22 protein-coding genes are annotated in these 20363 nt (G+C 45.3%); 6 read left to right on the top strand and 16 right to left on the bottom strand.

Annotation, left to right across the window (positions count from 1 at the left end; genetic code table 11):
- Window positions 1-32: 32 nt before the first annotated feature.
- Together DVG78_RS13085 and DVG78_RS13080 are read right to left on the bottom strand one after the other, a co-directional pair.
- Entirely contained in the window at window positions 33-1421 is a 1389-nt protein-coding gene (locus tag DVG78_RS13085; protein WP_158550024.1) for a M56 family metallopeptidase, read from the bottom strand.
- Window positions 1422-1483: 62 nt separating this feature from the next.
- Window positions 1484-1855, bottom strand: a complete 372-nt coding sequence (locus DVG78_RS13080) for a BlaI/MecI/CopY family transcriptional regulator (protein ID WP_114461523.1) — start codon at window positions 1853-1855, stop codon at window positions 1484-1486.
- Between the two features lie 118 nt (window positions 1856-1973).
- On the opposite strand from DVG78_RS13080, the gene DVG78_RS13075 reads away from it, so the two are divergent.
- Window positions 1974-2486 (top strand): hypothetical protein, encoded by a 513-nt coding sequence (locus DVG78_RS13075; RefSeq protein WP_114461522.1) that lies wholly within the window; start codon window positions 1974-1976, stop codon window positions 2484-2486.
- Between the two features lie 26 nt (window positions 2487-2512).
- Here the strand turns inward: DVG78_RS13075 and DVG78_RS13070 are convergent, their stop codons facing one another.
- The 7 genes from DVG78_RS13070 to DVG78_RS29900 form a co-directional block, all read right to left on the bottom strand.
- Window positions 2513-2977, bottom strand: coding sequence for a hypothetical protein (locus DVG78_RS13070; protein ID WP_114461521.1), 465 nt, complete (start codon window positions 2975-2977; stop codon window positions 2513-2515).
- A 23-nt stretch (window positions 2978-3000) separates the two neighbouring features.
- A complete protein-coding gene (locus DVG78_RS13065) occupies window positions 3001-4431 on the bottom strand; it encodes an MBL fold metallo-hydrolase (protein ID WP_114461520.1) in 1431 nt (476 codons plus the stop codon).
- 78 nt (window positions 4432-4509) lie between these two features.
- Window positions 4510-6174: a DUF8832 domain-containing protein gene (locus DVG78_RS13060; RefSeq protein ID WP_114461519.1), complete on the bottom strand. Its 1665-nt coding sequence runs from the start codon at window positions 6172-6174 to the stop codon at window positions 4510-4512.
- A gap of 100 nt (window positions 6175-6274) precedes the next feature.
- A complete protein-coding gene (locus tag DVG78_RS13055) occupies window positions 6275-7504 on the bottom strand; it encodes a hypothetical protein (RefSeq protein WP_199563245.1) in 1230 nt (409 codons plus the stop codon).
- 168 nt (window positions 7505-7672) lie between these two features.
- A complete protein-coding gene (locus DVG78_RS13050) occupies window positions 7673-8452 on the bottom strand; it encodes a LytR/AlgR family response regulator transcription factor (RefSeq protein WP_114461518.1) in 780 nt (259 codons plus the stop codon).
- A gap of 57 nt (window positions 8453-8509) precedes the next feature.
- Complete coding sequence (locus DVG78_RS13045) at window positions 8510-9580, bottom strand: sensor histidine kinase (RefSeq protein ID WP_114461517.1); 1071 nt, start codon at window positions 9578-9580, stop codon at window positions 8510-8512.
- Between the two features lie 123 nt (window positions 9581-9703).
- Window positions 9704-9916, bottom strand: a complete 213-nt coding sequence (locus DVG78_RS29900; RefSeq protein ID WP_147277072.1) for a hypothetical protein — start codon at window positions 9914-9916, stop codon at window positions 9704-9706.
- Window positions 9917-10265: 349 nt separating this feature from the next.
- Between DVG78_RS29900 and DVG78_RS13040 the strand changes: the two genes are divergently transcribed.
- From DVG78_RS13040 to DVG78_RS13025, 4 genes are all read left to right on the top strand, one after another.
- A complete protein-coding gene (locus DVG78_RS13040; protein WP_114461516.1) occupies window positions 10266-11594 on the top strand; it encodes a spinster family MFS transporter in 1329 nt (442 codons plus the stop codon).
- Window positions 11595-11744: 150 nt separating this feature from the next.
- Window positions 11745-13181, top strand: a complete 1437-nt coding sequence (locus DVG78_RS13035) for a PQQ-dependent sugar dehydrogenase (RefSeq protein ID WP_114461515.1) — start codon at window positions 11745-11747, stop codon at window positions 13179-13181.
- A 204-nt stretch (window positions 13182-13385) separates the two neighbouring features.
- Window positions 13386-14492, top strand: coding sequence for an Mrp/NBP35 family ATP-binding protein (locus DVG78_RS13030; protein WP_114461514.1), 1107 nt, complete (start codon window positions 13386-13388; stop codon window positions 14490-14492).
- Between the two features lie 36 nt (window positions 14493-14528).
- Window positions 14529-14792, top strand: coding sequence for a NifU family protein (locus DVG78_RS13025; protein WP_114461513.1), 264 nt, complete (start codon window positions 14529-14531; stop codon window positions 14790-14792).
- 43 nt (window positions 14793-14835) lie between these two features.
- On the opposite strand, the gene DVG78_RS13020 is transcribed toward DVG78_RS13025, so the two are convergent.
- The 3 genes from DVG78_RS13020 to DVG78_RS13010 form a co-directional block, all read right to left on the bottom strand.
- The gene (locus DVG78_RS13020) at window positions 14836-15924 is read right to left on the bottom strand and encodes an MBL fold metallo-hydrolase (RefSeq protein ID WP_229598218.1); all 1089 of its coding nucleotides are present in this window, start codon (window positions 15922-15924) and stop codon (window positions 14836-14838) included.
- Between the two features lie 106 nt (window positions 15925-16030).
- Entirely contained in the window at window positions 16031-16585 is a 555-nt protein-coding gene (locus DVG78_RS13015; RefSeq protein ID WP_114461511.1) for a TetR/AcrR family transcriptional regulator, read from the bottom strand.
- Between the two features lie 91 nt (window positions 16586-16676).
- A complete protein-coding gene (locus DVG78_RS13010; protein ID WP_114461510.1) occupies window positions 16677-17198 on the bottom strand; it encodes a 3'-5' exonuclease in 522 nt (173 codons plus the stop codon).
- Between the two features lie 121 nt (window positions 17199-17319).
- Between DVG78_RS13010 and DVG78_RS13005 the strand changes: the two genes are divergently transcribed.
- Window positions 17320-17670: a LytR/AlgR family response regulator transcription factor gene (locus tag DVG78_RS13005; protein ID WP_114461509.1), complete on the top strand. Its 351-nt coding sequence runs from the start codon at window positions 17320-17322 to the stop codon at window positions 17668-17670.
- Window positions 17671-17745: 75 nt separating this feature from the next.
- Here the strand turns inward: DVG78_RS13005 and DVG78_RS13000 are convergent, their stop codons facing one another.
- The 4 genes from DVG78_RS13000 to DVG78_RS12985 all read right to left on the bottom strand — a co-directional run bounded on the left by DVG78_RS13000 (window position 17746) and on the right by DVG78_RS12985 (window position 20348).
- Window positions 17746-18171, bottom strand: coding sequence for a Spy/CpxP family protein refolding chaperone (locus DVG78_RS13000; RefSeq protein ID WP_114461508.1), 426 nt, complete (start codon window positions 18169-18171; stop codon window positions 17746-17748).
- Window positions 18172-18205: 34 nt separating this feature from the next.
- A complete protein-coding gene (locus tag DVG78_RS12995; RefSeq protein WP_114461507.1) occupies window positions 18206-18643 on the bottom strand; it encodes a hypothetical protein in 438 nt (145 codons plus the stop codon).
- Between the two features lie 112 nt (window positions 18644-18755).
- Window positions 18756-19313, bottom strand: coding sequence for an RNA polymerase sigma factor (locus tag DVG78_RS12990; RefSeq protein ID WP_114066377.1), 558 nt, complete (start codon window positions 19311-19313; stop codon window positions 18756-18758).
- Window positions 19314-19391: 78 nt separating this feature from the next.
- Entirely contained in the window at window positions 19392-20348 is a 957-nt protein-coding gene (locus DVG78_RS12985; RefSeq protein ID WP_114066378.1) for a transketolase family protein, read from the bottom strand.
- Window positions 20349-20363: the final 15 nt, after the last annotated feature.

Raw genomic sequence — 20363 nt, 5'->3', positions numbered from 1 at the left:
ATGATTTTCGGGCTCCTTCTTTTATATATCATCTACTTTTTTTGATTCTCATGGCGGAATTTCTCCCTATTAGAACCTAACCAGTATCTTTTATCAGCTAATCGTTCATCGCGATACTTTTCATAGTAATCGTTCGTCATTAAATCAAGTTGAAATTTGTACTTAAAACCAATGGTCGCTTGCGCATTTTTGTACAATTTACTTAGAAATACCTGAGAAAAATCTGACGCTTTGTATTTATTCAATGCGGTATTAGGGACTTTTTTTTCGTCAATCCATACCCCATAAATCGTTGCATTTTTGTAATCTTCAAATTCTTTTTCGGTAGGAGTTATTCGAGGTAAAGGGCTTAAAGGCGGATTCATTGCCCAGTTCTGTTTTAACTGCTGTTCTTTACTCATCGCCCTAAAAATTACCTCCAAACGTACTCGGTCCGGCTCAGACGGCCTATCTAAACGATAAATTTCTTTCCCGTCTTTTCCCCCTCTTGTTAAATATTTTTCAACAATTTTTTCATACTCTTCCACCATAGCCTGCGAAACTCCGTCTTTGCCTGATTCGGCTTCCGGAGCGGATTTTGGAGTGACAGAAGGCGCTGTTTGTGCAAAACTGATGTCGCTAAAGATAAAGACCAACGCTGAAAAAACGCATAAAGCTGTCGTTTGAAGCAAGTATGCACGCTTCATTGAAGTGAATTTGTTCATCATTTTAAACCGTTTTTTGGTGAGGAGATAATTGAAAGAGCTCGCCAGCGTCACGCCGCTGTGTTGGCTTATTTTATGAAGTAATAAATACTGATATGCAGGTGGATTTCGGTGCGTTTTAATCACCCAATCATCCGCCAAAAATTCGTGATTAAGCCTAATCGCCCGACGATACAGCCACACGGCGGGATTCCACCAGCAAAACGCCAGAAAGATTTCTATAAATATGACATCCAACGTATGACGCTGACGGATATGCGCCTGTTCATGCTGTAGGATTTCGGCTTCTATTTCGTCGTTTTCAAATGCCTGGCGATTGACAAAAACATACTTACCGAAACTGTAAGGGGTATTATTCTGCGGTATCAATACCAAGTTCATTTCACCCTTTTTCACGACCGGATGGGTGCGGATCAGTTGCCAAAAAGAATACAGATTTTTAGTAAAACGAAGCAGAAAGGCAAGGGTAATTACCCCATAGAGTCCCCACAGATACGTCGTCAAAGGCAGCGTATCTGTAACCGCTGAACTTGAAACGGGGTCATTTGGAGTAAGTGGACCGGATAGAATGACGGTCGATAGTGTTTGCGTATTTTCAATAACCGCTGGCAGCGTTGCAACGGGCAATTCATACGTAATAAGCGGAACTAATCCCGAAAACAATAGACTGAATAACAGGTAGAAGCGATTAAAAACGGGCATTTTTTCTTTTTCCAATACCAAATGGTACAGAATCAGCAGCAATGCCGAGCAGACGGCAAATTTGAAGAGATAAATGCTCATGGCTTTTTATGTTTAAGTTGTTCGTCAATCACTCGTTTCAGGTCCTCCAATTCCTCTTTGGAGAGGTCGGCGGTATTTGTAAAAAAGGAGGCAAATTGCGCCATCGAATTCCCGAAGAAATTTTTAATGATGCCGCGAACGTGTTTAGAAAAATAATCCTCTTTGGAAACCAAGGCATAATACTGCCGCGAATTTCCGAAAAGAGTATACCCAACAAAACCTTTTTCCTGCATCCGTTTGAGCAACGTAGCCACGGTAGTGGAGGCGGGTTTAGGGTCGGGCGAGGCATCAATTAGGTCTTTCATAAAGACCGTTCCCTGCTGCCAGATTACCTCCATTAATTGTTCTTCAGATTTAGAAAGTTGCATATACTCTACAATTTGATACTTTGTTCTACAAATGTAGAATATAAAAAATTCAAAGCAAATTTCCGGGTAGATATTTTGAGATTATTTTCTATTTTTGATTGAATAAAACAGCGTAGCCATGAACAATTTTGCAAACAGCAAAGTCATAAAATTGTCTTTTTTCGTCCTATTAGCCGTTTTGATGCTTGCAGGTTGCAAAGAGAAGGAGGTTTGGCCCAAAGAAACGTATGAAATGTTGAATAAACGCTCCATCAAATTAGTTACTTATAACAATTCCAGCTTGAGTCAGTTCAGCTTTGAGGAAAGCGCCAATAAACACGTAGCAGTTTATACAAATCAGTTCATGGATTTGAGCCAATGCAATGACTGCGGCTACCCTTTCGTTGCCTTCGAAGTGGACCCTTCTCTTTCTGAATTCAGCTATTCATCCGCGCAGGAATTAGAAAATATTCGTGCTATCAGCGGACAAACGAGCAGTATCTTTGGCCCCTATGCTTCTCCTATTCGTTCTGGTAGTATTTCAGGAAGGAAAACCACCGACTATTCATGGATTATTACCATTGATTTACCAGCAGACAGTACCAAGCCAAGTGAGTCCCGTAAAATAAAAGGCGTATTTACTCTGAAGTAATTATAGTTGAAGCATAGAGTAACGCTTCACTTGTTATAAAAGAGCTTTTCACTCCATTTCAATGAATCAGGAAAAGGTAGGTTATATTTTGAAAAATCAGACCAAAAAATCAATACACGGTGTTTTGACGGGTCTATTGAAGACAGGATGACGGGAAGTTTTTTATGCTTTATCAGTTCTCTTTTATGTCCTGTAAATTCAACAAAAAAGCGCTTGTATTTATAATCAATATTGTCTCTGAATAGCCTATTTTTATGTTGATAGTGGTAATGAAATCTCAAATACATCGTCCCCGTTTTGGTGTGGTATTTTTCTTCAATACCATCTATCGTTGCAACCTCAAATATCTGATTATGAGTTATTTCTTTCTTCTCACGAGATTTCATTATACTCATAAAAAGAAAAGGTAGTGCTATTAACACATACCCCCAAATCCCGAAAAACATTGCTGCTTCAAAGTTCCACTTTTGTTCTTTGGGTACACCTTCCATTTACTTGTAGCTCAGTATTGTTTTTATTCATTCCCCGATTTTTTCAACGTTGTGGGGCACACAAAATCGGTAGTAGCAATGCGGTCCGACTTCTGAATGGCAGCAAAGCCGCCGTCAATGTCTACAAGGTTGTCGTAGCCCCGGGATTTGAGAATAGAAGCGGCCATCATGGAGCGATAGCCGCCTGCACAATGGATATACATCGTTTCTTTTTTGGGAAACTCCGCCATCAAATCGTTGATATTATCCAACGGTAAATTTTTAGCGCCGTCGACGTGCTCGGCCGAAAACTCACTGGGTTTACGCACGTCGATAATGGGCAAATTTTTATCTTTTTCAAGGCGGATGGCCAATTCATCGGCCGAAATTGAGCTGATTTCATCCACTTCATTGCCACTTTCGCGCCAAGCGTCAAAGCCACCGTCTAAGTAGCCAATCACATTATCGTAGCCTACCCGCGCCAAACGCAGAATGGATTCCTGCGCTTTTCCTTTTTCTGTGACCAGCAATAATTCTTGCTTTACGTCGGGAATCAACGCGCCTACCCACGGCGCAAATTGGCCGCCCAGACCGATGTTGATAGAATTGGGAATAAAGCCTTTGCTGAAAAGCTGTGCGCCGCGTGTGTCCAATACAACTGCGCCCGTTTCGTTGGCGGCGGCCTCAAAAGCCGACGGCGGCAAGGCCTGCGCCGCGCGATTCATCACGGCATCCATGCTTTCGTAGCCTTCTCTGTTCATCTGAACATTCTGCGGGAAGTACTGCGGCGGCTTCGCCAATCCAGCGGTTACTTCCTTGATAAATTCCGCCTTCGTCATGTCGGCACGGAGGGCGTAATTGAACATTTTCTGGTTGCCGAGCGTGTCAGTAGTTTCTTTGCTCATGTTTTTGCCGCAAGCAGAGCCCGCTCCGTGGGCGGGATACACGATGACTTCGTTGGGCAAAGTCATGATTTTGGTACGGAGAGAATCATACAAAAAACCCGCCAAATCGTCCATGGTCAGGTCTGATTTTTGGGCCAAATCGGGCCGCCCTACATCGCCGATAAAGAGGGTATCGCCGCTAAAAAGCGCTTTTTCTTGCCCATTTTCATCCAACAATAAATAACAGGTTGATTCCAAGGTATGCCCTGGTGTATGAATGGCTTTTAATGTGATATTTCCTACCGAAAAAAGCTCTCCGTCCGTGGCAATGTGGGCCTCAAAGCCCGTTTTGGCATTCGGCCCGTAGACAATCGGAGCACCCGTTTTTTTGGATAAATCCAAGTGCCCCGATACAAAATCAGCGTGAAAGTGGGTTTCAAAAACGTACTTGATTTTGGCGCCGTCGCGGGCGGCTCGTTCGATGTAGGGCGTTACTTCACGGAGGGGGTCAATGACCGCCACTTCGCCTTCACTTTCAATATAATACGCTCCCTGCGCCAGACAACCCGTATAAATTTGTTCGATTTTCATCTTCGTATGAATTACATCCCATTTTCACTACTCAATGAATCAAATTTAAAAAGGCTTAGTTCCGCGTCGCCCCCAAAATCACATTGAAGCCTCTTTTACGTTAGCATCAAAAATCCCCGTCAACACCTGACCATTTCGTTTGATTTGCAGAAAAATCCGATACTGCCCTTCTTTGGGGAATGCGTACGGGAACACAATTCGGTTTTCGTGTTTCATACCTTCCATGTCGTGCGCGCTCATGCCGCTCATGCTTTTCATCAACAGCTGGTCACGTTCGGCAGGTGCCAACAATTTCAACCCAGCAATATAGCGGTCAATGCTATCCCGAAAGGATTTGGCATCGCCAGAATACCGAAAAATTTTGGTAGTATCGGCCAGACGGTTTTGCATGATTTGCTGCGCCGCCATCGAGTACGTGCCTACAGGATGCAAGTGAATATAGACCGAGCCATCGGAGTGCACAATGGCCGCGTGGCCATTCATGCCCAGATACGGCTCCAATACCGCAGGTTTTCCGTCGGGACCGAAGACTTCAAAAGCCAGTTGGTAAGGCTTCCCTGCCTCAAACGAAACTTCTGGTTTGCCCTGCCACACGATGGAGGTGCCATCTTTCAGTTTGGTTTTGGTACCTGGTTTCCCACAAATAACCACATTTTCATCAACGGGGATTTGCTTGGGATTGTTGAGCGGGTCGGTCACCACGTAAGTATCTTCGGGGTCGGTTTTCACTGCTGCATTACCGTATATTTCTGGAATATCAATGGTATCTGTAATGGTTTCGGCAAAGCCAGAGCGTTGCACCACATCGGCATAAACCAAGTACCTACCAGCGGGCAATTTGGGCAAATACGCCTCAAAGGTGGTCGTATCGCGACGCTCAGGGTGGAGGTGCGCAAAGGCATCCAGCGTATTTTGGCGCACCAAAAACAAGTGCATCAATTTACCGTGGTCAGGGATGAGAAAGCTCATCACCGTACGGCGTTGTGAACTTTTATTGATGGAATTGGTATCTACTGTTAGTTGAAAAACGCGCTCATTGTTTTTGTTAATAATCTTAGCATTGCCCAAAATAGGCTTGTACATGTACTTTTTATAATCCCCAGCCCAGCTGTTCCACCAACTGCTGCCGATGTAGAGTATTCCAGTACAGGCCACCGCCGCCACTCCCATCGAAACCCAACGCGAACGACGCTGTTTTGGGGTAAGACTCGCTCCTTTTCTGAGCAATCCGTCGCTGGCACTGGCGCCGATGGCGGTAATTAAAATCACGACCAATAACAACCCCAAAATACTCAGCAGTACGCCCAAACCCGCCGGCATGTCACGTTGAGCCGTCGAAACCGCCACAATCGGAACAATCAATTCCTTTTTCCCATCGTCTCCATCCAGCGTAATCTGAACACTGGAAGCACCACCCGCCATGAGCCACACGATTCCCTGAAACTGTCCCGCTTGATTTGGCACGGGGCTGATGACATCAGAAGACGGAGCACCTTTGTCACCCGTACGAAAATAAATGGGCCGCGCCAGTACACTGGTTACGTTTCCGCTTTCCACATAGACCGTCACCTGCGCAGTGCCAGGAATGACATCGGGTGGTTGCAGGCTAACCAACACGCGATAAGCACCCGCCTGCCCCTGAAACAACACGCCAGCGCTACCCACGTGCGCCATAGAAGCAATCGAATATAAAAGGCAAAAAGAAAAAACAACAAAAAAGGAATAGGCTTTCAGAAAACGCATGGTCAGGAATTTTAAGAATAAAAAGAGAGGGGCGCGCAGGTGTTACCTCGCCCTCTTCAGGTGAATTAAAAGTTGATTGGCAAGGTGATTTTGCGCGTTTTCATCGTTGAATTTTGCGCATCCACTTGCCCCATGCCAATCCTATTCGGGAAGAAATGTAGCCAAACCCAAGCGCATAGGCGATTCCAATGCTAAAATCAGTGGCATTTTGTAACACCCAAGGCGCGTATTTGTAGCGGTATTCCCAATCGGGATCATTGCCGAAGTAATAATAATGACTGCCAAAAAACCAGTTACGGGCGTAAGGTGATTCCTGCAAAAACGAGCCAAAGGGCCATTGCACAATAAACATAATTACCACAAAAACCACGCTCATGATGGCCGCCATCACCCAATCGTTAATGTAAGTATAACGGTTCAGAATCCAGTCCATCGCCAAAGCGGGCACAATCAATAACAAAGGGAAAGCAAACCCCTGATAATGGTCAATGTGGTTCCAGATGGGCCCCAACTTAGGTTCGGCAGGAAACAAAGGAATAATCCATAAAGTAAGGCACATCAAGGCCGTATAAACGCCCGTAACCGAAGTGATGGTCCAGCGGCCACCCGCTCCTCGTCCAAAAGCCAACAGCACCAACGGAAACGCCATGGCCGCGACTTTATAAAAACTTGAATTGTGCATTTCCCATTTTCCTATTTCTTCAGAAAGCAGGGTAAACCACATCGTAACCAAAAAACCCGCCGACATCGCAAAGAGCAGATTGAGCCGACGAAGACGTCGTTTGGTATAATCTGTATGTGTATTCTGAGCGCCCGTCATTTGATTTTTTACGGCCAAAACACTCACAATTGCCCCAAACTGCACCCCGATGATTCCCAACGCCAAAACGGTATGCGGCGGAGAAAGTATCTGCACATCAAGCCCGTACGTACCATGCCACCAATCATCAAACGGAGCCGATGTGAGCATCATCAACGCGCCCCAAATGCAGAATAAGGCCCCCAACGAGCTATAAAAAAAGCCCCAAACCTTTACACTTTGTGCTTTCTCGACCACCGAACCTTTGAACGTAGTATACAACACTTGATAGCCCGAAAAAAGCCCAGAAACAATCGCTCCCACGTATATAATGACGTGAGGCGGTGAAAAAAGGCCATCGCGACCAATGCTGAGGTGCCAACAAATGTCCCAAATAAGACCTACAATAACGCAAAAGGATGAAAATACAACCGCATATAGATACGGAGGAATGCCTAGAAGAAAGTCAGCCGATGAAACGCGCTGATAGTCAGATGTTTTTTCAATAGCGGGCGAAAGCGGGCTTGCCATAACGAATCCGAATTAAGGTTAATAGGTTGATTGAGGAGGAACACAAGCGGTACAGAAAATCAAACCATTCTTTCTTTTCAAAAAGACAAAAATAGTCCTTATTCTCTACGCCAAAACGTGCTGAATGGGCTATTAAAAGTACTAAAAACCAATGACAATTCAAACGCACTATTCCCCCATCCAATTTCGAAATTCTCCGGCTTTATCTCGGCTGATAAACACCTCTTCTTCGGTACACGGGCGCAAATCCAATTTGAGCCGACTGTTGAAGTGTAAATGGATTTTATCCACGGATTTCGGACAAAGAATAATCTGCCGATTGGCCCGAAAAAACTGCTTCGGATTCAATATACATTCAAGTTCGTCAAGGGTATAATCCACCACGTACGAACGTTCGTCCCAAGTCTTGACGAAGCTTAATCGCTCCTGACTGTAAAAATACGCAATATCATCGACCGAAACTGGCACCAGTCTTGAGCCTTGTTTCAACAAAAAACGCTCCCGGTAGTCCGAAGGCGATACTTTTGTTTGCTTGATAAGATGCACGAGTTCATTGACGTCCAAGTGATTTTCGGCCGTTGTTCCGTACAATTTCTTCAGTTCCTGAAATTTATACAGGCTCCGTTTCAGGGCATCTTCATCAATGGGTTTGAGTAGGTAATCTATGCTGTTGACCTTAAAAGCCTGAATAGCGTATTCGTTGTAGGCGGTCGTGAAGATAACGGGGCTTTTCACTTCCACTTGACTGAATATTTCAAAACTTTGCCCGTCGCACAATTCAATGTCCATCAACAACAAATCAGGGCGCTCGTTGTCGCGCAACCACTGAATCGACGACTCTACGCTGTCGAGCATCGTGATTACCTCAATGTTTTCATCGCACTCCTGTACCATCGCTTTTAATTGCCGAGCAGCCAGTGCTTCATCTTCAATAATGACTACTTTCATCATCTATTGTCTTAAATCAATCCTTGATTGTTACTTTCCCGTTTCCGAAGGGCTATACTACGCTTTAACCGTTTTTTCGGTGGCGCTCAATTCGCCGATGAGCGGCACTCTCACCTCAAAAACCTCTTCTTTTTCATAAATCTGCACGTGTGGCTGTCGGAGCAAGGCGTATTTTGAAGCAATATTCATCAGTCCTTTTTTGCTCGAAGGCATACCGTTATTGGGCTTACACTGAAGGTTATTTTGTACAATTAGTTCGCCCGAATTATTGGTAAATATCTTGATATGCAATGGTTTAGCAATGGATACCATATTGTGCTTAACGGCATTTTCTACCAACAATTGAAGCGTCAAAGGTGGGATTTGGGCGTGGCGGTACGCGGGGTCAACGTTTACTTCCAAAGCAATACCGTCTTCAAAACGGGTTTTCAACAACCCAAAATAAGCGTGGGTAAATTCTAGTTCTTTTTCGAGAGAAATCAGTTGTTGCTCATTGCTTTGCAAGAGATACCGATACACCTGCGACAAATCCCCAATAAACCGAACGGCCGTTTTGTTTTCGTTTGATTTTACCAATGCCTGAAGCGTGTTGAGGCTATTGAATAAAAAATGTGGTTGTACTTGGTTTTTCAACGAATCCAACTGCATTTCAAGGTTGGCACGGCTGAGTTCTTCCGTTTGGCGTTTGCTGATTAACCATTGACGAAAAAAATAACGGCTTTCATAAACGGCAAAAATGATGGCCAGATAAAAAAGATTCAGCCCAACCATAAAGAGCGTTTCGGGATAAAACCAGTCAAATTTGGGTTTATCGCTGTAAACAAAATAATCGAAGAGAATCAACCGTTGGGCCACCAACACCACCACCACTGGAACACTCAGTAACCCCAACGCAATGAGCCGTTGGCGAACATTTTCAAGGCCCGGATTGCGGCGACGCACCTCAATAATCATCCAACGCCCCACAAGCCACGAAAAATAAACCGAAGCCAACCCCGCAATGAGAAATTTGGCCGCAGTGAAGGTATCAATACAGAGAGTAGGTAAATTAAAGAAAACGGTTGCAACGGCCCAAAGAACAATCGGGCCAAGGAACAGCAATCGTTTATCGTTGAGGGTGACTTTCATCGCAGTGCCAAAAAATTCATTCAGTTAATTACAAACTTAAACCTATAATTAACAAATCGAGGGTTGCAGGCGAACGAAAGCCCTAAAATAGAGGCTGAACCGTCGTAATTTAAAATTCAAAGGTTAAATAACAGGCCGGGTTCTGCTGCTGCGCTCGTTGATTTTTTTGCAGCATACCAACGCTCCATCTTCACATTTAGTAGCCGACGATTTCACGGAAGGATGACTAAAAGCCGCCTTGAGCGACAGAGATTCTGAACTCAGGCTACAACCGCCGATGGCAACCAAGACGCTGAAAAACAGGAGTTTTTTTAAGTAAAGTCTATTTTTTAACATGGCTATATCGTTTGTGAGTTCAGGAATATGATGTATCAACGCTCATAAAACGCTCAAAATTACATTATTACCCTGATTTATCAATAAATTAATTATCGTCGCCCAAAATTTCTATACTCCCTTACCGCATCAGTTTCAACCCCTACAAATTTAGCCACCCAGACAGGATGAACTTGATACTTTTTCGGAAAGCCAATGCTTCCTTTTTCAATTTCGTGATTATCAGCACCGTTGCAAGACTTACAAAGCGATTGGCTTTTTTAGCAATAGTAGAATTTTTATATAAAATTAGACATTTCAATAGTACATATCCCTTACTTTTGACTATACACCTTAAACCACTTTCTTCATGACTGCCCAAACTCCCTCCCTCCGCTATGCATGGTACGTCGTAGCGGTGCTTATGCTTGCCTATATTTCTTCGTTTATTGACCGTCAGGTGCTCACTTTGCTGGTCAAACCACTCAAACGGGATTTTGGCGTTACCGATACGCAGGTAGGGCTTTTGATTGGGTTCAGTTTTGCCATTTTTTATACATTTCTCGGCATTCCGATTGGCCGCTTGGCCGACCGACGCAGCCGCAAAAGCATCATCCTGTGGGGAATTGTTTTATGGAGTTTGATGACCGCCATTTGCGGCGTCACAGACACCTACAGCCAACTTTTTCTGGCGCGCGTTGGCGTAGGAATCGGCGAAGCCGCCTTGTCGCCTGCCGCTTATTCGATGATTACCGATTTGTTTCCGCGTCATAAACTAGGCACCGCCATGGGTATTTACAACTTAGGCGTGTACGTTGGCTCTGGCCTTTCAATCTTGTTAGTGGCCCTCATTCTCAAGCTTATCAGCGTGGAAGGCATGTGGCAAGTACCGTTTTTCGGAGAAATATACCCGTGGCAGACGGTATTTCTAATCGTAGGCGCTCCGGGGCTTTTGATTGTGTTGCTGATTGCCTTTACGGTCAAAGAACCCGTGCGCCAGCAAACCTCGAAGGCAAAAGTGGAGATGTCAGAAATCAGAGCGTATTTCAGCGCCAATCGTTTTTCATTGTTGTCTTTGTTTTTCGGAATCGCTTTCATGGCGTTTAGTTCTTACGCTACCACCTCCTGGACCCCTACCCTTTTTGTACGCAAATACGGCTTGGGCGAAGCCCAGGCAGGCTTATTGTTAGGAGGAATCATCACCATTTTTTCAACGGCTGGTGTTTATGTGGGCGGTCGCTATGCCGACAAATTGACCAAAGACAACTACCCCGACGCCAAAATGCGCGTTGGCTACCAAGGAATGCTCATCGGAACTTTTCTGGCCGTCACTATTTTGGCAATGATGGCATTTACCTCGGCTCCTTTGCCCGTGTTTGTGGTTTTATTGGCACTGATTTGCTTTTTCACGGCTCTTCCTTACGGTGCCGCTACGGCTGCTCTTCAGGAAATGGTTCCCGCCCCGATGCGGGCCACTTTTTCCGCCTTTTTCCTGTTTGTGGTCAACATCGTCGGTCTAGGCGGCGGGCCTTTGGCGGTCGGTTTCATCAATGATAAAATATTTGGCGACCCTAATCAGGTTCACCTCTCATTGGCTTGTACGGTACTGCTAGGATGCGGGGTTTCGTGCCTGCTCCTTTACCGAGGCTTAAAGCCGTTCGTTCGGAGTACTGAGAATGCTCGACTGGCTGTCAATTAGTAAGGCAAGCCCCTATTTTGGGCACAAAACGCAACTCCCTGTTTGAGTAAAGCTATTCAGAAGCTCAATAGCTTCGTGGGTATTATTGGTTTTTCGGTAAAAAAACCACTCTCCTCGCTTTAGTTATTAATCAATAACTAAAGCGATAAAATGATAAAATACATAGCCATTGCTTCGGCAGCGACAATGCTCCTGCTCATTCGTCAAACTGCGACCGAACCTATGCCCGTAGCGGTCTCCAATTCCACCTTGTCCGCCTTCGAAACCGCGCAGAATAACTACAAAAACTTCTGTTCGAGCTGTCATGGAGAAAAAGTGGAAATGTTTGTAGACCGCCAATGGAAACACGGCAAAACCAAGCCTGATTTGATAAAAAGCATCACAGGGGGGTATCCCGACAACGGAATGCCATCGTGGGGTGCGGCACTCAAACCCAAAGAAATTGAAGAATTGGCAGACTATATTCTGGAAGGCATTGAAAAGGGCAGCAAATACAGTTTTGCTGCCAAACCTAAATCCAATGTGTTTGCTTCGGCTGAACTTACCGTAAAATTAGACACGGTAGCCAGTGGATTGAGCAGCCCTTGGGGAATGGTATTTTTGCCCGACGGAGATTTAATCGTGACCGACCGCACGGGAGAGATTTATCGGGTGGGCAAAAACCAACAGAAAACCAAAGTGACTGGCGGTCCTGCGGTATTGGCCGAAGGACAGGGTGGATTGCTTGACGTAGAGTTACACCCCAAATTCGCCCAAAACGGCTTTATTTATTTTTCGTATTCTGCTTTCAAAACCGAAGGAAACGACAAACTTTCGACAACGGCCGTGATGCGAGCCAAGTTGGAAGGCACATCGCTGTCGGACCAAAAAATCATCTTTGAAGCACAACCTTATCTCAAAACCCGCCACCACTACGGTTCCCGGCTCGAATTTGACAGAAATGGATTTTTATATGTTTCGGTCGGCGACCGTGGGCAGCACGTCCCACTGCTACCTCAATCAGTGGAAAATGACTGTGGAAAAATCCACCGCCTCAACGACGACGGCAGCATCCCTACCGATAATCCATTTGTCAAAAAAGACAAAGCCCACGGCTCGGTTTTTTCGTACGGTCACCGCAATCCGCAAGGCACCACTCTCAATCCAACCACGGGCGAATTGTGGGAACACGAACACGGCCCACGCGGCGGCGATGAAGTAAACATCATCAAAAAAGAAACCAATTATGGCTGGCCCGTGATTTCTTACGGAATCAATTATGACGGAACCGTTCTAACCCCAAACACGGAAAAACAAGGCATGGCACAACCCAATCACTACTGGATTCCTTCCATTGGCCCCAGCGGTATGACCTTCGTTACGGGTAGCCGCTACCCCGCTTGGAAAGGCGATTTGCTCGTAGGTTCGTTGCGTTTTAAGTACTTGAATCGTTGTAAAGTACAAAACGGCAAAATCGTTAAAGAAGAGATTCTCCTTCAAAATCTGGGGCGTTTGCGAAACGTACAAATGGGCAATGACGGCTACATCTACGTGTCGGTCGAAGACCCCGGATACGTGTTCCGGTTGGTGCCCGTTCCGATGAAATAAGAAAATTACGTAATTCAATCAAAGAGGTCGGGCCACCCCGGCCTTTTTAATTGCACACAAAACCGTCTTTTAAAGGTACAAATAGGATTTTGGCAAACTTTCCTTTTAATTTTACGGTTCTATTTACGTACAACAAAAAGCGTTAACTGAGTTTTTATTAATCAACCAGTAAACCATTTAACTAATAACGGATTACATTCCCCCATGGGCGACCTAACCATCAATAAAGAAAAGATACTTCAGGCCCTCAGTACAGTTCAGGAACCTGACCTCAAGAAAGACCTCGTGACCCTCGGCATGATTCGCGATGTTGAAACAGGCATTGACCTCATCAGCTTTACCGTGGTGCTTACCACGCCCGCGTGTCCACTCAAAGAACTCATTCGGAAAGAATGTACGGATGCCATTCATAAATTTTTCGGTGACCACATTCGGGTAGATATAAAACTTACCGCCGACGTCACAACAACGCGCACGGGCGGACCAGTGGTGCCGCAGGTAAAAAACATCATTGCGGTAGCCTCTGGAAAAGGAGGCGTCGGCAAATCGACCGTTACGGCCAATTTGGCCATGGCGCTCTCGCGCTCAGGCGCCAAAGTCGGAATTCTTGACGCTGATATTTACGGGCCATCAATGCCTGTTATGTTTGGAGCCGAAGACATGCAGCCCCGTATCGTGCAGCGCGACGGTCGCAACATGATGGTCCCCATCCAACAATGGGGCATTAAATTGATTTCGATGGGCTTTTTGGTCCCCGCCGACAGTGCCACCGTATGGCGCGGCCCGATGGCCAGTACGGCATTACGCCAATTGATTGGCGATGTAGAATGGGGCGAACTAGACTACCTACTCATTGACTTGCCTCCAGGTACCAGCGATATTCACCTGACACTTGTGCAAGCGTTGCCTGTTACGGGAGCGGTCATCGTGACTACACCTCAAAAAGTAGCCTTAGCCGACGCCATCAAAGGCTTGGCTATGTTTCGCCAGCCGCAAATCAACGTACCAGTCTTGGGAATTGTGGAAAATATGTCCTACTTTACCCCTGCCGAATTGCCCAACAATAAGTATTATCTTTTTGGGAAAGACGGCGGGCAGCAATTGGCCGACAAATTTGACGTTCAGGTATTAGGACACATTCCGTTGGTGCAGGGAATTCGCGAAGGCGGCGACGAAGGTCGTCCAGCGTATTTGAGCGATGACCTCATCACCAAAGAAGCTTTTCAGGAAGCGGCCGAAAACCTCGCACAGCAGGTAGCCATTCGCAATGCCACCTTGGCCAAAACCAAGCAGGTAGAGATTAGAGTATAACTGAAAATAGCATCTTAGCGCATTATTTTATAAAAAATGGAAACACTTCAAGCTGATTCACTTAAAGCTCGCGTCGAAATGGCGCTCAACAGCATCCGCCCTTATCTGGAAGCTGACGGCGGCAACGTAGCGGTGAAAGAGATTACCGACGACATGACGGTTCGACTCGAACTTGTTGGTTCATGCAGCTCATGCCCCATGTCAACCATGACCTTCAAGGCAGGACTAGAGGAGGCGATTTTAAAATCCGTTCCTGAAATCAAAAAAGTAGAGGCCATCAACCTCACACCTGCCTATTAAAATCATTAAGGGTTCAAAAAACGTTTTTTGAACCCTTAATGATTTAGTAATTCCACCATTCTTTGACGGGATACTCACCACTGTCAACTTCCACTTTTTCACCAATCATGGGCGTTGTAATGGGTTGATTCAAAGCTTTTGCTTTTTTCGTCACGCGTTGAATGGATTCATTCCACGGATGCAACGCCAGCGTAAATTTGCTCCAATGAACGGGCAAAAGTAATTTGGCTCGCAGCTCAACCGCCGCTTGGGCCGTTTCTTCGGGCATCAGGTGAATGTACTTCCAATAGTCGTTGTATTGCCCACATTCCAAAATAGCCAAGTCGAACGGGCCGTATTTTTCTCCAATTTCTTTAAAGTGCGTATCATACCCCGAATCCCCGCCAACGTAGATGTTGTGCTGCGGTGTTTTTAGAATAAACGACGACCAAAACGTCTGCATACGTTTAAAACCACGCCCTGAAAAATGTCGGGCAGGTGCAGCAGTGATGTCAAACGTACTGTCGAGTGCTGTCTTCTCCCACCAATCCAATTCTGTAATCTGAGACTCATTATAGCCCCAATGCGCCAAATGCGACCCTACTCCCAAAGACGTAATGACCCGCTTTACCTTCGGTTGTAGCTTTTTGACCGTTTCATAATCCAAATGGTCGTAATGGTCGTGCGTAATAATCAGCAGGTCGAGTTCAGGAAAATCATCAATTGAATACACATTACTTCCGCTGTAATTAGCCCCAAAAAAAGATACTGGCGAGGCATTTCCGCTGAAAACGGGATCTACCAGTATATTTTTTCCGTCGATATGCATAAAATACGAAGAATGCCCAAACCAAACCACCACGGGTTTATCAGAAGAGATGTTCTTTAAATCGGTCTTAACCGAAGGCAGTGTTTTGCTTGGCTCTTTGTTTTCAACCTTCGGAATATACAGTTTTAAGATGTCAAAATAAGTAACGCCTTCGGCCAAATCAGGGGTAAAGTGCTCATTTTGAAAGGCTCCGTTTTTGTAATGCGGCGAAGTACGAATACGTTCGAGACGGATTTCGGCGGGATTTTTTCCGAATTGTGGCTGCTGCATGTACACGTACCCACTCAGGGCAATGACCGCAATGAGAATGAATAAAATCAACATTGTTTTTTTAAATTTACTAAACATGGGTTGCTACATTGACAATTAATAAGTGAGTGCTTACTTACTGTTTGACCACACAAATTGTGGGTTTATAAAATTGGATTCCTTAACTTTTGAGTTTGTCCAGTTGATACTTAGATTTCAGAAATGAGAGCGTTTGCTCGATAAATGCCTCAGAAGGTTGCTGCATCAACTGATTACTCAAACCGTCGATGAGCATAACCAGCAACAAAACTTCTTTTTCGGGTTCGGCGTAGCCCAGTTGGCGAAATGCGTCGGTGATAACCTCCACCAACTCAAGATAATAACCACTCGGACGGTACGACTGCCCCCGGTATTTTTTCTGCCATTTGAGCGAAAATTGCAGTTTCCAAAACTCGCGCTCTTCGCTAAATAGCTTCACGGGTAGTTCAATTGTGGCGTGAATCTTGGCCAAAGGTTCCGCCAATGCAACAATGGATTTGACATGCCGAGCCATTCGTTCTTCACTCATCGCCAAGATAGCATCCATTAATCCTTCCTTATTGGTAAAATGACGAAAAATCAGTCCTTCCGAAACCCCCGCTTCTTTGGCAATCATACTCGTGGGAGTCGTATCAAATCCACGTTCTGCAAAAAGTTTCAGCGCTGTTTCTAGAATCAGTTCCTTTTTTTCGGTCATAACTAAAAGTGAGTAATCACTTACAAAACTAAAATCAGCCTTCGAGGGTTCCCGATGTTTAAAAATTAGTCAAAAAACATTGATTTATTTACTACACCCAGCCTTTCAGTAAGCCCTGATGGTCATGTTGGAGAAGCAGTTCAAACAGGCGCGTTGTAGCGGCGGCATCGCCCATGGCACGGTGGTGATTGGTGTGCTGGATTTGTAAATCTCGGCAAATATTACCCAAGCTATAAGATTTGTAGCCCGGAAAAATCTTACGACTTAGCCGCACGGTACACAAGGTATCACGGTCAAAATACTCATCTAAACGCCCAAATTCGCGCCTTACAAATCCATAATCGAAAGTGACATTATGCGCCACAAAAGCGGCATTTTGGGTCAATCGGCGCACATCATCCGCAATTTCTTCAAACGTTGGCGCATCTTTGACCATCTGATTATCAATCCCCGTCAGTTGGGTGATAAACCCCGGAATCCAGCATTTGGGATTAATGAGGCTTTGATAAGAGTCGATGACCTGCTGGCCATCGTGACGCAAAATAGCAATTTCGGTAATTCGGCTCGTATCGTACGCGCCGCCGGTGGTTTCAATATCTACAATGGCAAACATAAAAAAGCGTATATAAGGCACAAAAATACGGGAAAAATACCGAAACGATACGGGCAAACGCCCGTTGATTTCCCCTCTTCCAAAATCGCACTTTTGTAGGGCACATTCAACCCTTAATGTTATGACAGTTCTACACCTTGCACGAACGCCCAATGGCATAGAAGGCCTCCGTTTGCCGCTAAACTCCCACAAAGTATTCGTTCCACTACGCGACATCATGCGCCTTGAAGGGCAGCGCAATTACACCCTGTTTGTCCTCAGAAACGGTCAAAAAATATTGGTTTCAAAAACCATTGGGTTCTACGAAGAGCTACTGCCGCCCAACTTTATCCGCGTCAATCGAGGTTGTATTATCAATACCGCCTACTTAGACTTTTCGTTGGGTGAACATTTCCGACTCAAAGACGGGTACGAAATTCCAGTATCACGAAGAAAAATAAAACAACTCGAAGCCCTGCGAGACGTTGCCTAAACAAAGAGGCAATGCCCTCGACGCGAAAGCATTGCCTCTATGAACCCTAAATGAAGGCTATATCCAAAAAAATTTCTATTGTTGCTTCTTGTTCAGGCGTTGAATGAGCATTTGCGTAAACATCTGCTCGGCTTTATACAGCTCCGCCAACTGCCTGACGTTAATCACTTTAAGGAATTTATTCATGTATTCACGCTCCAAATCCACTTCTTTTTGCTGGAGATTGAGCGTTTCTTTGAGATTAGCCAGAATTTTTTCGTCGGGCGTTGTGAGTGTGTTCGTTTCAACGATAAGTTTTCTCATCTGCTTACGAATCTCCTTTTTTCTATCGTCAAACTCATTATAGACGGGCCAAAACTGCTGCGACTGCTCTGGGGTAAGGTTCAAGCGGTTGGTAATCAGGCCAATTTTGGCATTTTCGATTTTCTGATGGCCTCCGTCTTGTGCGTAAGAGGCGCTAACCAATAGGGTGCAAATAAATACAAATACGATTTTTTTCATCACTAGAATAAGTTTCAAATAACGGATTGATACACTAAATTGCTTCCTCTAAGTCTTCTTCCAGAATGGCTTTGCGGAGGTCTTCGTCATTAACATTGAGTTGTTGCAACAAAACATCTTCTCCGGCATAGGTCTCATTTACCTGAGGCTCTTCCTCCATTTCTTGCTGGGTAATGTGATTATCTTTCAAATACGTAATAATCTCAGCATCTGATACTTGGCTCAGGGTTTCTTCGCCCAGCGAAAGTTGTTTTTGTGGATAAGTCACCCAAAGCAACACGCCGACCACACTCGCCGCCGCTCCAAGCAAAGCGGTTCGTTTCCACGACCAACTAACCGTAAAAGAGGTTTCTTTCTCAGCTATTTGTTCGTAAATGTGGGTTTGTACCATCGAAGGTAGTTTTTCAAAATACCCTTCTGGTTCCCGAAAAGGAAGCTTACGTTCGAGGTCGTCTAGTTTTATCCGTTTCATTTTTTCTCAGGTTCTGCGATGCTGTGGATGAAGTAGTGAATCGTTTTCAATCACGTAAAATGAGCCGTGAAGAAACCGTATTTATCTTTTGACAAAGCTTTTATACTAAAGTTTAATCTTCTCCGTTTAAAAACTTTTCAATTTTTGTCACGGCGTGGTGATAGCTTGCCTTCAACGCTCCTACTGAAGTGCCGGTGATGTCGGCAATATCTTCGTATTTGAGGTCATCAAAATACTTCATGTTGAACACCAACCGCTGTTTGTCGGGCAAGGTTAGCAGCGCTTTTTGCAGCTTCAACTGAATTTCGTCTCCCGAAAGCGGCGAGTCGGTTTCGCCCGCAGCGGCTTCCAGTTTTTCTAGTAACTCGCCTTCTACATCGTGAATGGGAATAAAAAATCGGCGACGTTTTTTATTCAAAAAATTCAAACATTCGTTGGTAGCAATGCGGTACAGCCACGTAAAAAGCTGCGCATCTCCCCGAAATGTTTCCAATGCCTGCCACGCTTTAATGAACGTTTCTTGCGTCAAATCATCGGCATCGTCGTGGTCAATGACCATCTTGCGAATGTGCCAATAAATTTTTTGCTGGTACTTTCGTACCAACTGATTGAAAGCAAAATTGCGGCTTTCGGGATTGGCAAATTTTTCAAGAATGGCTTGATCGGTCATCTTTCAGGAGTGAGTACGGTGCCGCCCGTGCGGTCAGGAGTCAGGAGTGATTTTTTTGTTCTCACTCCTGACTTCTTCTTACTTTTTTCTGGCAATCGCCCGTTTGGCGGCTGCTACAATATCGTTGGCGGTGAGGCCATATTTTTCCATGAGTTGCGCTGGCGTCCCGCTTTCTCCGAAGCTGTCTTTCACGGCGATAAATTCCTGCGGATAAGGTGTACCCTGAATCAATAACTCAGCGATGGCACTTCCCAATCCTCCCGCTACCTGATGCTCTTCGGCCGATACCAAACAACCCGTTTTCTTCACCGATTTTAAGATGGCTTTTTCGTCCAAAGGTTTAATCGTGTGAATGTTGATGATTTCGGCGTTGATGCCTTCGGCTTCGAGCATTTCGCCCGCTTGGATAGCTTCCCACACCAAATGGCCTGTGGCAAAGATACTTACATCGGTACCTTCATTGACCATCCACGCTTTGCCGATTTCAAATTTTTGGTCAGCATCCGTAAATACTGGAATCACTGGGCGACCAAAACGCAGATAAACGGGCCCTTCGTATTCTGCCACGGCGATGGTCGCCGCTTTGGTTTGGTTATAATCGCAGGGATTAATGACGGTCATTCCGGGCAGGGCGCGCATCATGGCAAGGTCTTCTAAAATCTGGTGCGTTGCCCCATCTTCTCCCAGCGTCAGGCCCGCGTGTGATACCGCGATTTTGACGTTTTTGTCAGAATAGGCTACGCTTTGACGGATTTGATCGTAGACGCGTCCCGAACCAAAATTGGCGAATGTGGTCGCAAACGGAATCTTTCCGCCGATGGTCAGACCTGCGGCCATCCCAATCATGTTGGCTTCCGAAATACCGCACTGGATAAAGCGCTCAGGGTTTTCTTTGATAAACGCGTCGAGTTTTAAAGAGCCCACCAAGTCGGCACACATTGCCACGACGTTGGGGTTGGTTTGGCCTAAAACCTGCATTCCCGCGCCGAATCCGCTGCGGGTATCTTTCTTTTCGGTGAACGTATATTTTTTCATTCTTTGTGTTGTATT

The organism is Runella aurantiaca, assembly GCF_003339505.1.
Lineage (GTDB): Bacteria > Bacteroidota > Bacteroidia > Cytophagales > Spirosomataceae > Runella > Runella aurantiaca.
This window is presented reverse-complemented; position numbering and strand designations above follow the sequence as displayed.

Bases quoted from the DNA above. Each gene is read 5' to 3' on its own strand.
- DVG78_RS13075 (WP_114461522.1), top strand. From the start codon at position 1,974: ATGAACAATTTTGCAAACAGCAAAGTCATAAAATTGTCTTTTTTCGTC.
- DVG78_RS13080 (WP_114461523.1), bottom strand. From the start codon at position 1,855: ATGCAACTTTCTAAATCTGAAGAACAATTAATGGAGGTAATCTGGCAG.
- DVG78_RS13030 (WP_114461514.1), top strand. From the start codon at position 13,386: ATGGGCGACCTAACCATCAATAAAGAAAAGATACTTCAGGCCCTCAGT.
- DVG78_RS13070 (WP_114461521.1), bottom strand. From the start codon at position 2,977: ATGGAAGGTGTACCCAAAGAACAAAAGTGGAACTTTGAAGCAGCAATG.
- DVG78_RS12985 (WP_114066378.1), bottom strand. From the start codon at position 20,348: ATGAAAAAATATACGTTCACCGAAAAGAAAGATACCCGCAGCGGATTC.
- DVG78_RS13040 (WP_114461516.1), top strand. From the start codon at position 10,266: ATGACTGCCCAAACTCCCTCCCTCCGCTATGCATGGTACGTCGTAGCG.
- DVG78_RS13015 (WP_114461511.1), bottom strand. From the start codon at position 16,585: ATGACCGAAAAAAAGGAACTGATTCTAGAAACAGCGCTGAAACTTTTT.
- DVG78_RS13045 (WP_114461517.1), bottom strand. From the start codon at position 9,580: ATGAAAGTCACCCTCAACGATAAACGATTGCTGTTCCTTGGCCCGATT.
- DVG78_RS13055 (WP_199563245.1), bottom strand. From the start codon at position 7,504: ATGGCAAGCCCGCTTTCGCCCGCTATTGAAAAAACATCTGACTATCAG.
- DVG78_RS13020 (WP_229598218.1), bottom strand. From the start codon at position 15,924: ATGTTGATTTTATTCATTCTCATTGCGGTCATTGCCCTGAGTGGGTAC.
- DVG78_RS13005 (WP_114461509.1), top strand. From the start codon at position 17,320: ATGACAGTTCTACACCTTGCACGAACGCCCAATGGCATAGAAGGCCTC.
- DVG78_RS12995 (WP_114461507.1), bottom strand. From the start codon at position 18,643: ATGAAACGGATAAAACTAGACGACCTCGAACGTAAGCTTCCTTTTCGG.
- DVG78_RS13035 (WP_114461515.1), top strand. From the start codon at position 11,745: ATGATAAAATACATAGCCATTGCTTCGGCAGCGACAATGCTCCTGCTC.
- DVG78_RS13010 (WP_114461510.1), bottom strand. From the start codon at position 17,198: ATGTTTGCCATTGTAGATATTGAAACCACCGGCGGCGCGTACGATACG.
- DVG78_RS13025 (WP_114461513.1), top strand. From the start codon at position 14,529: ATGGAAACACTTCAAGCTGATTCACTTAAAGCTCGCGTCGAAATGGCG.
- DVG78_RS12990 (WP_114066377.1), bottom strand. From the start codon at position 19,313: ATGACCGATCAAGCCATTCTTGAAAAATTTGCCAATCCCGAAAGCCGC.
- DVG78_RS13050 (WP_114461518.1), bottom strand. From the start codon at position 8,452: ATGAAAGTAGTCATTATTGAAGATGAAGCACTGGCTGCTCGGCAATTA.
- DVG78_RS29900 (WP_147277072.1), bottom strand. From the start codon at position 9,916: ATGTTAAAAAATAGACTTTACTTAAAAAAACTCCTGTTTTTCAGCGTC.
- DVG78_RS13060 (WP_114461519.1), bottom strand. From the start codon at position 6,174: ATGCGTTTTCTGAAAGCCTATTCCTTTTTTGTTGTTTTTTCTTTTTGC.
- DVG78_RS13065 (WP_114461520.1), bottom strand. From the start codon at position 4,431: ATGAAAATCGAACAAATTTATACGGGTTGTCTGGCGCAGGGAGCGTAT.
- DVG78_RS13000 (WP_114461508.1), bottom strand. From the start codon at position 18,171: ATGAAAAAAATCGTATTTGTATTTATTTGCACCCTATTGGTTAGCGCC.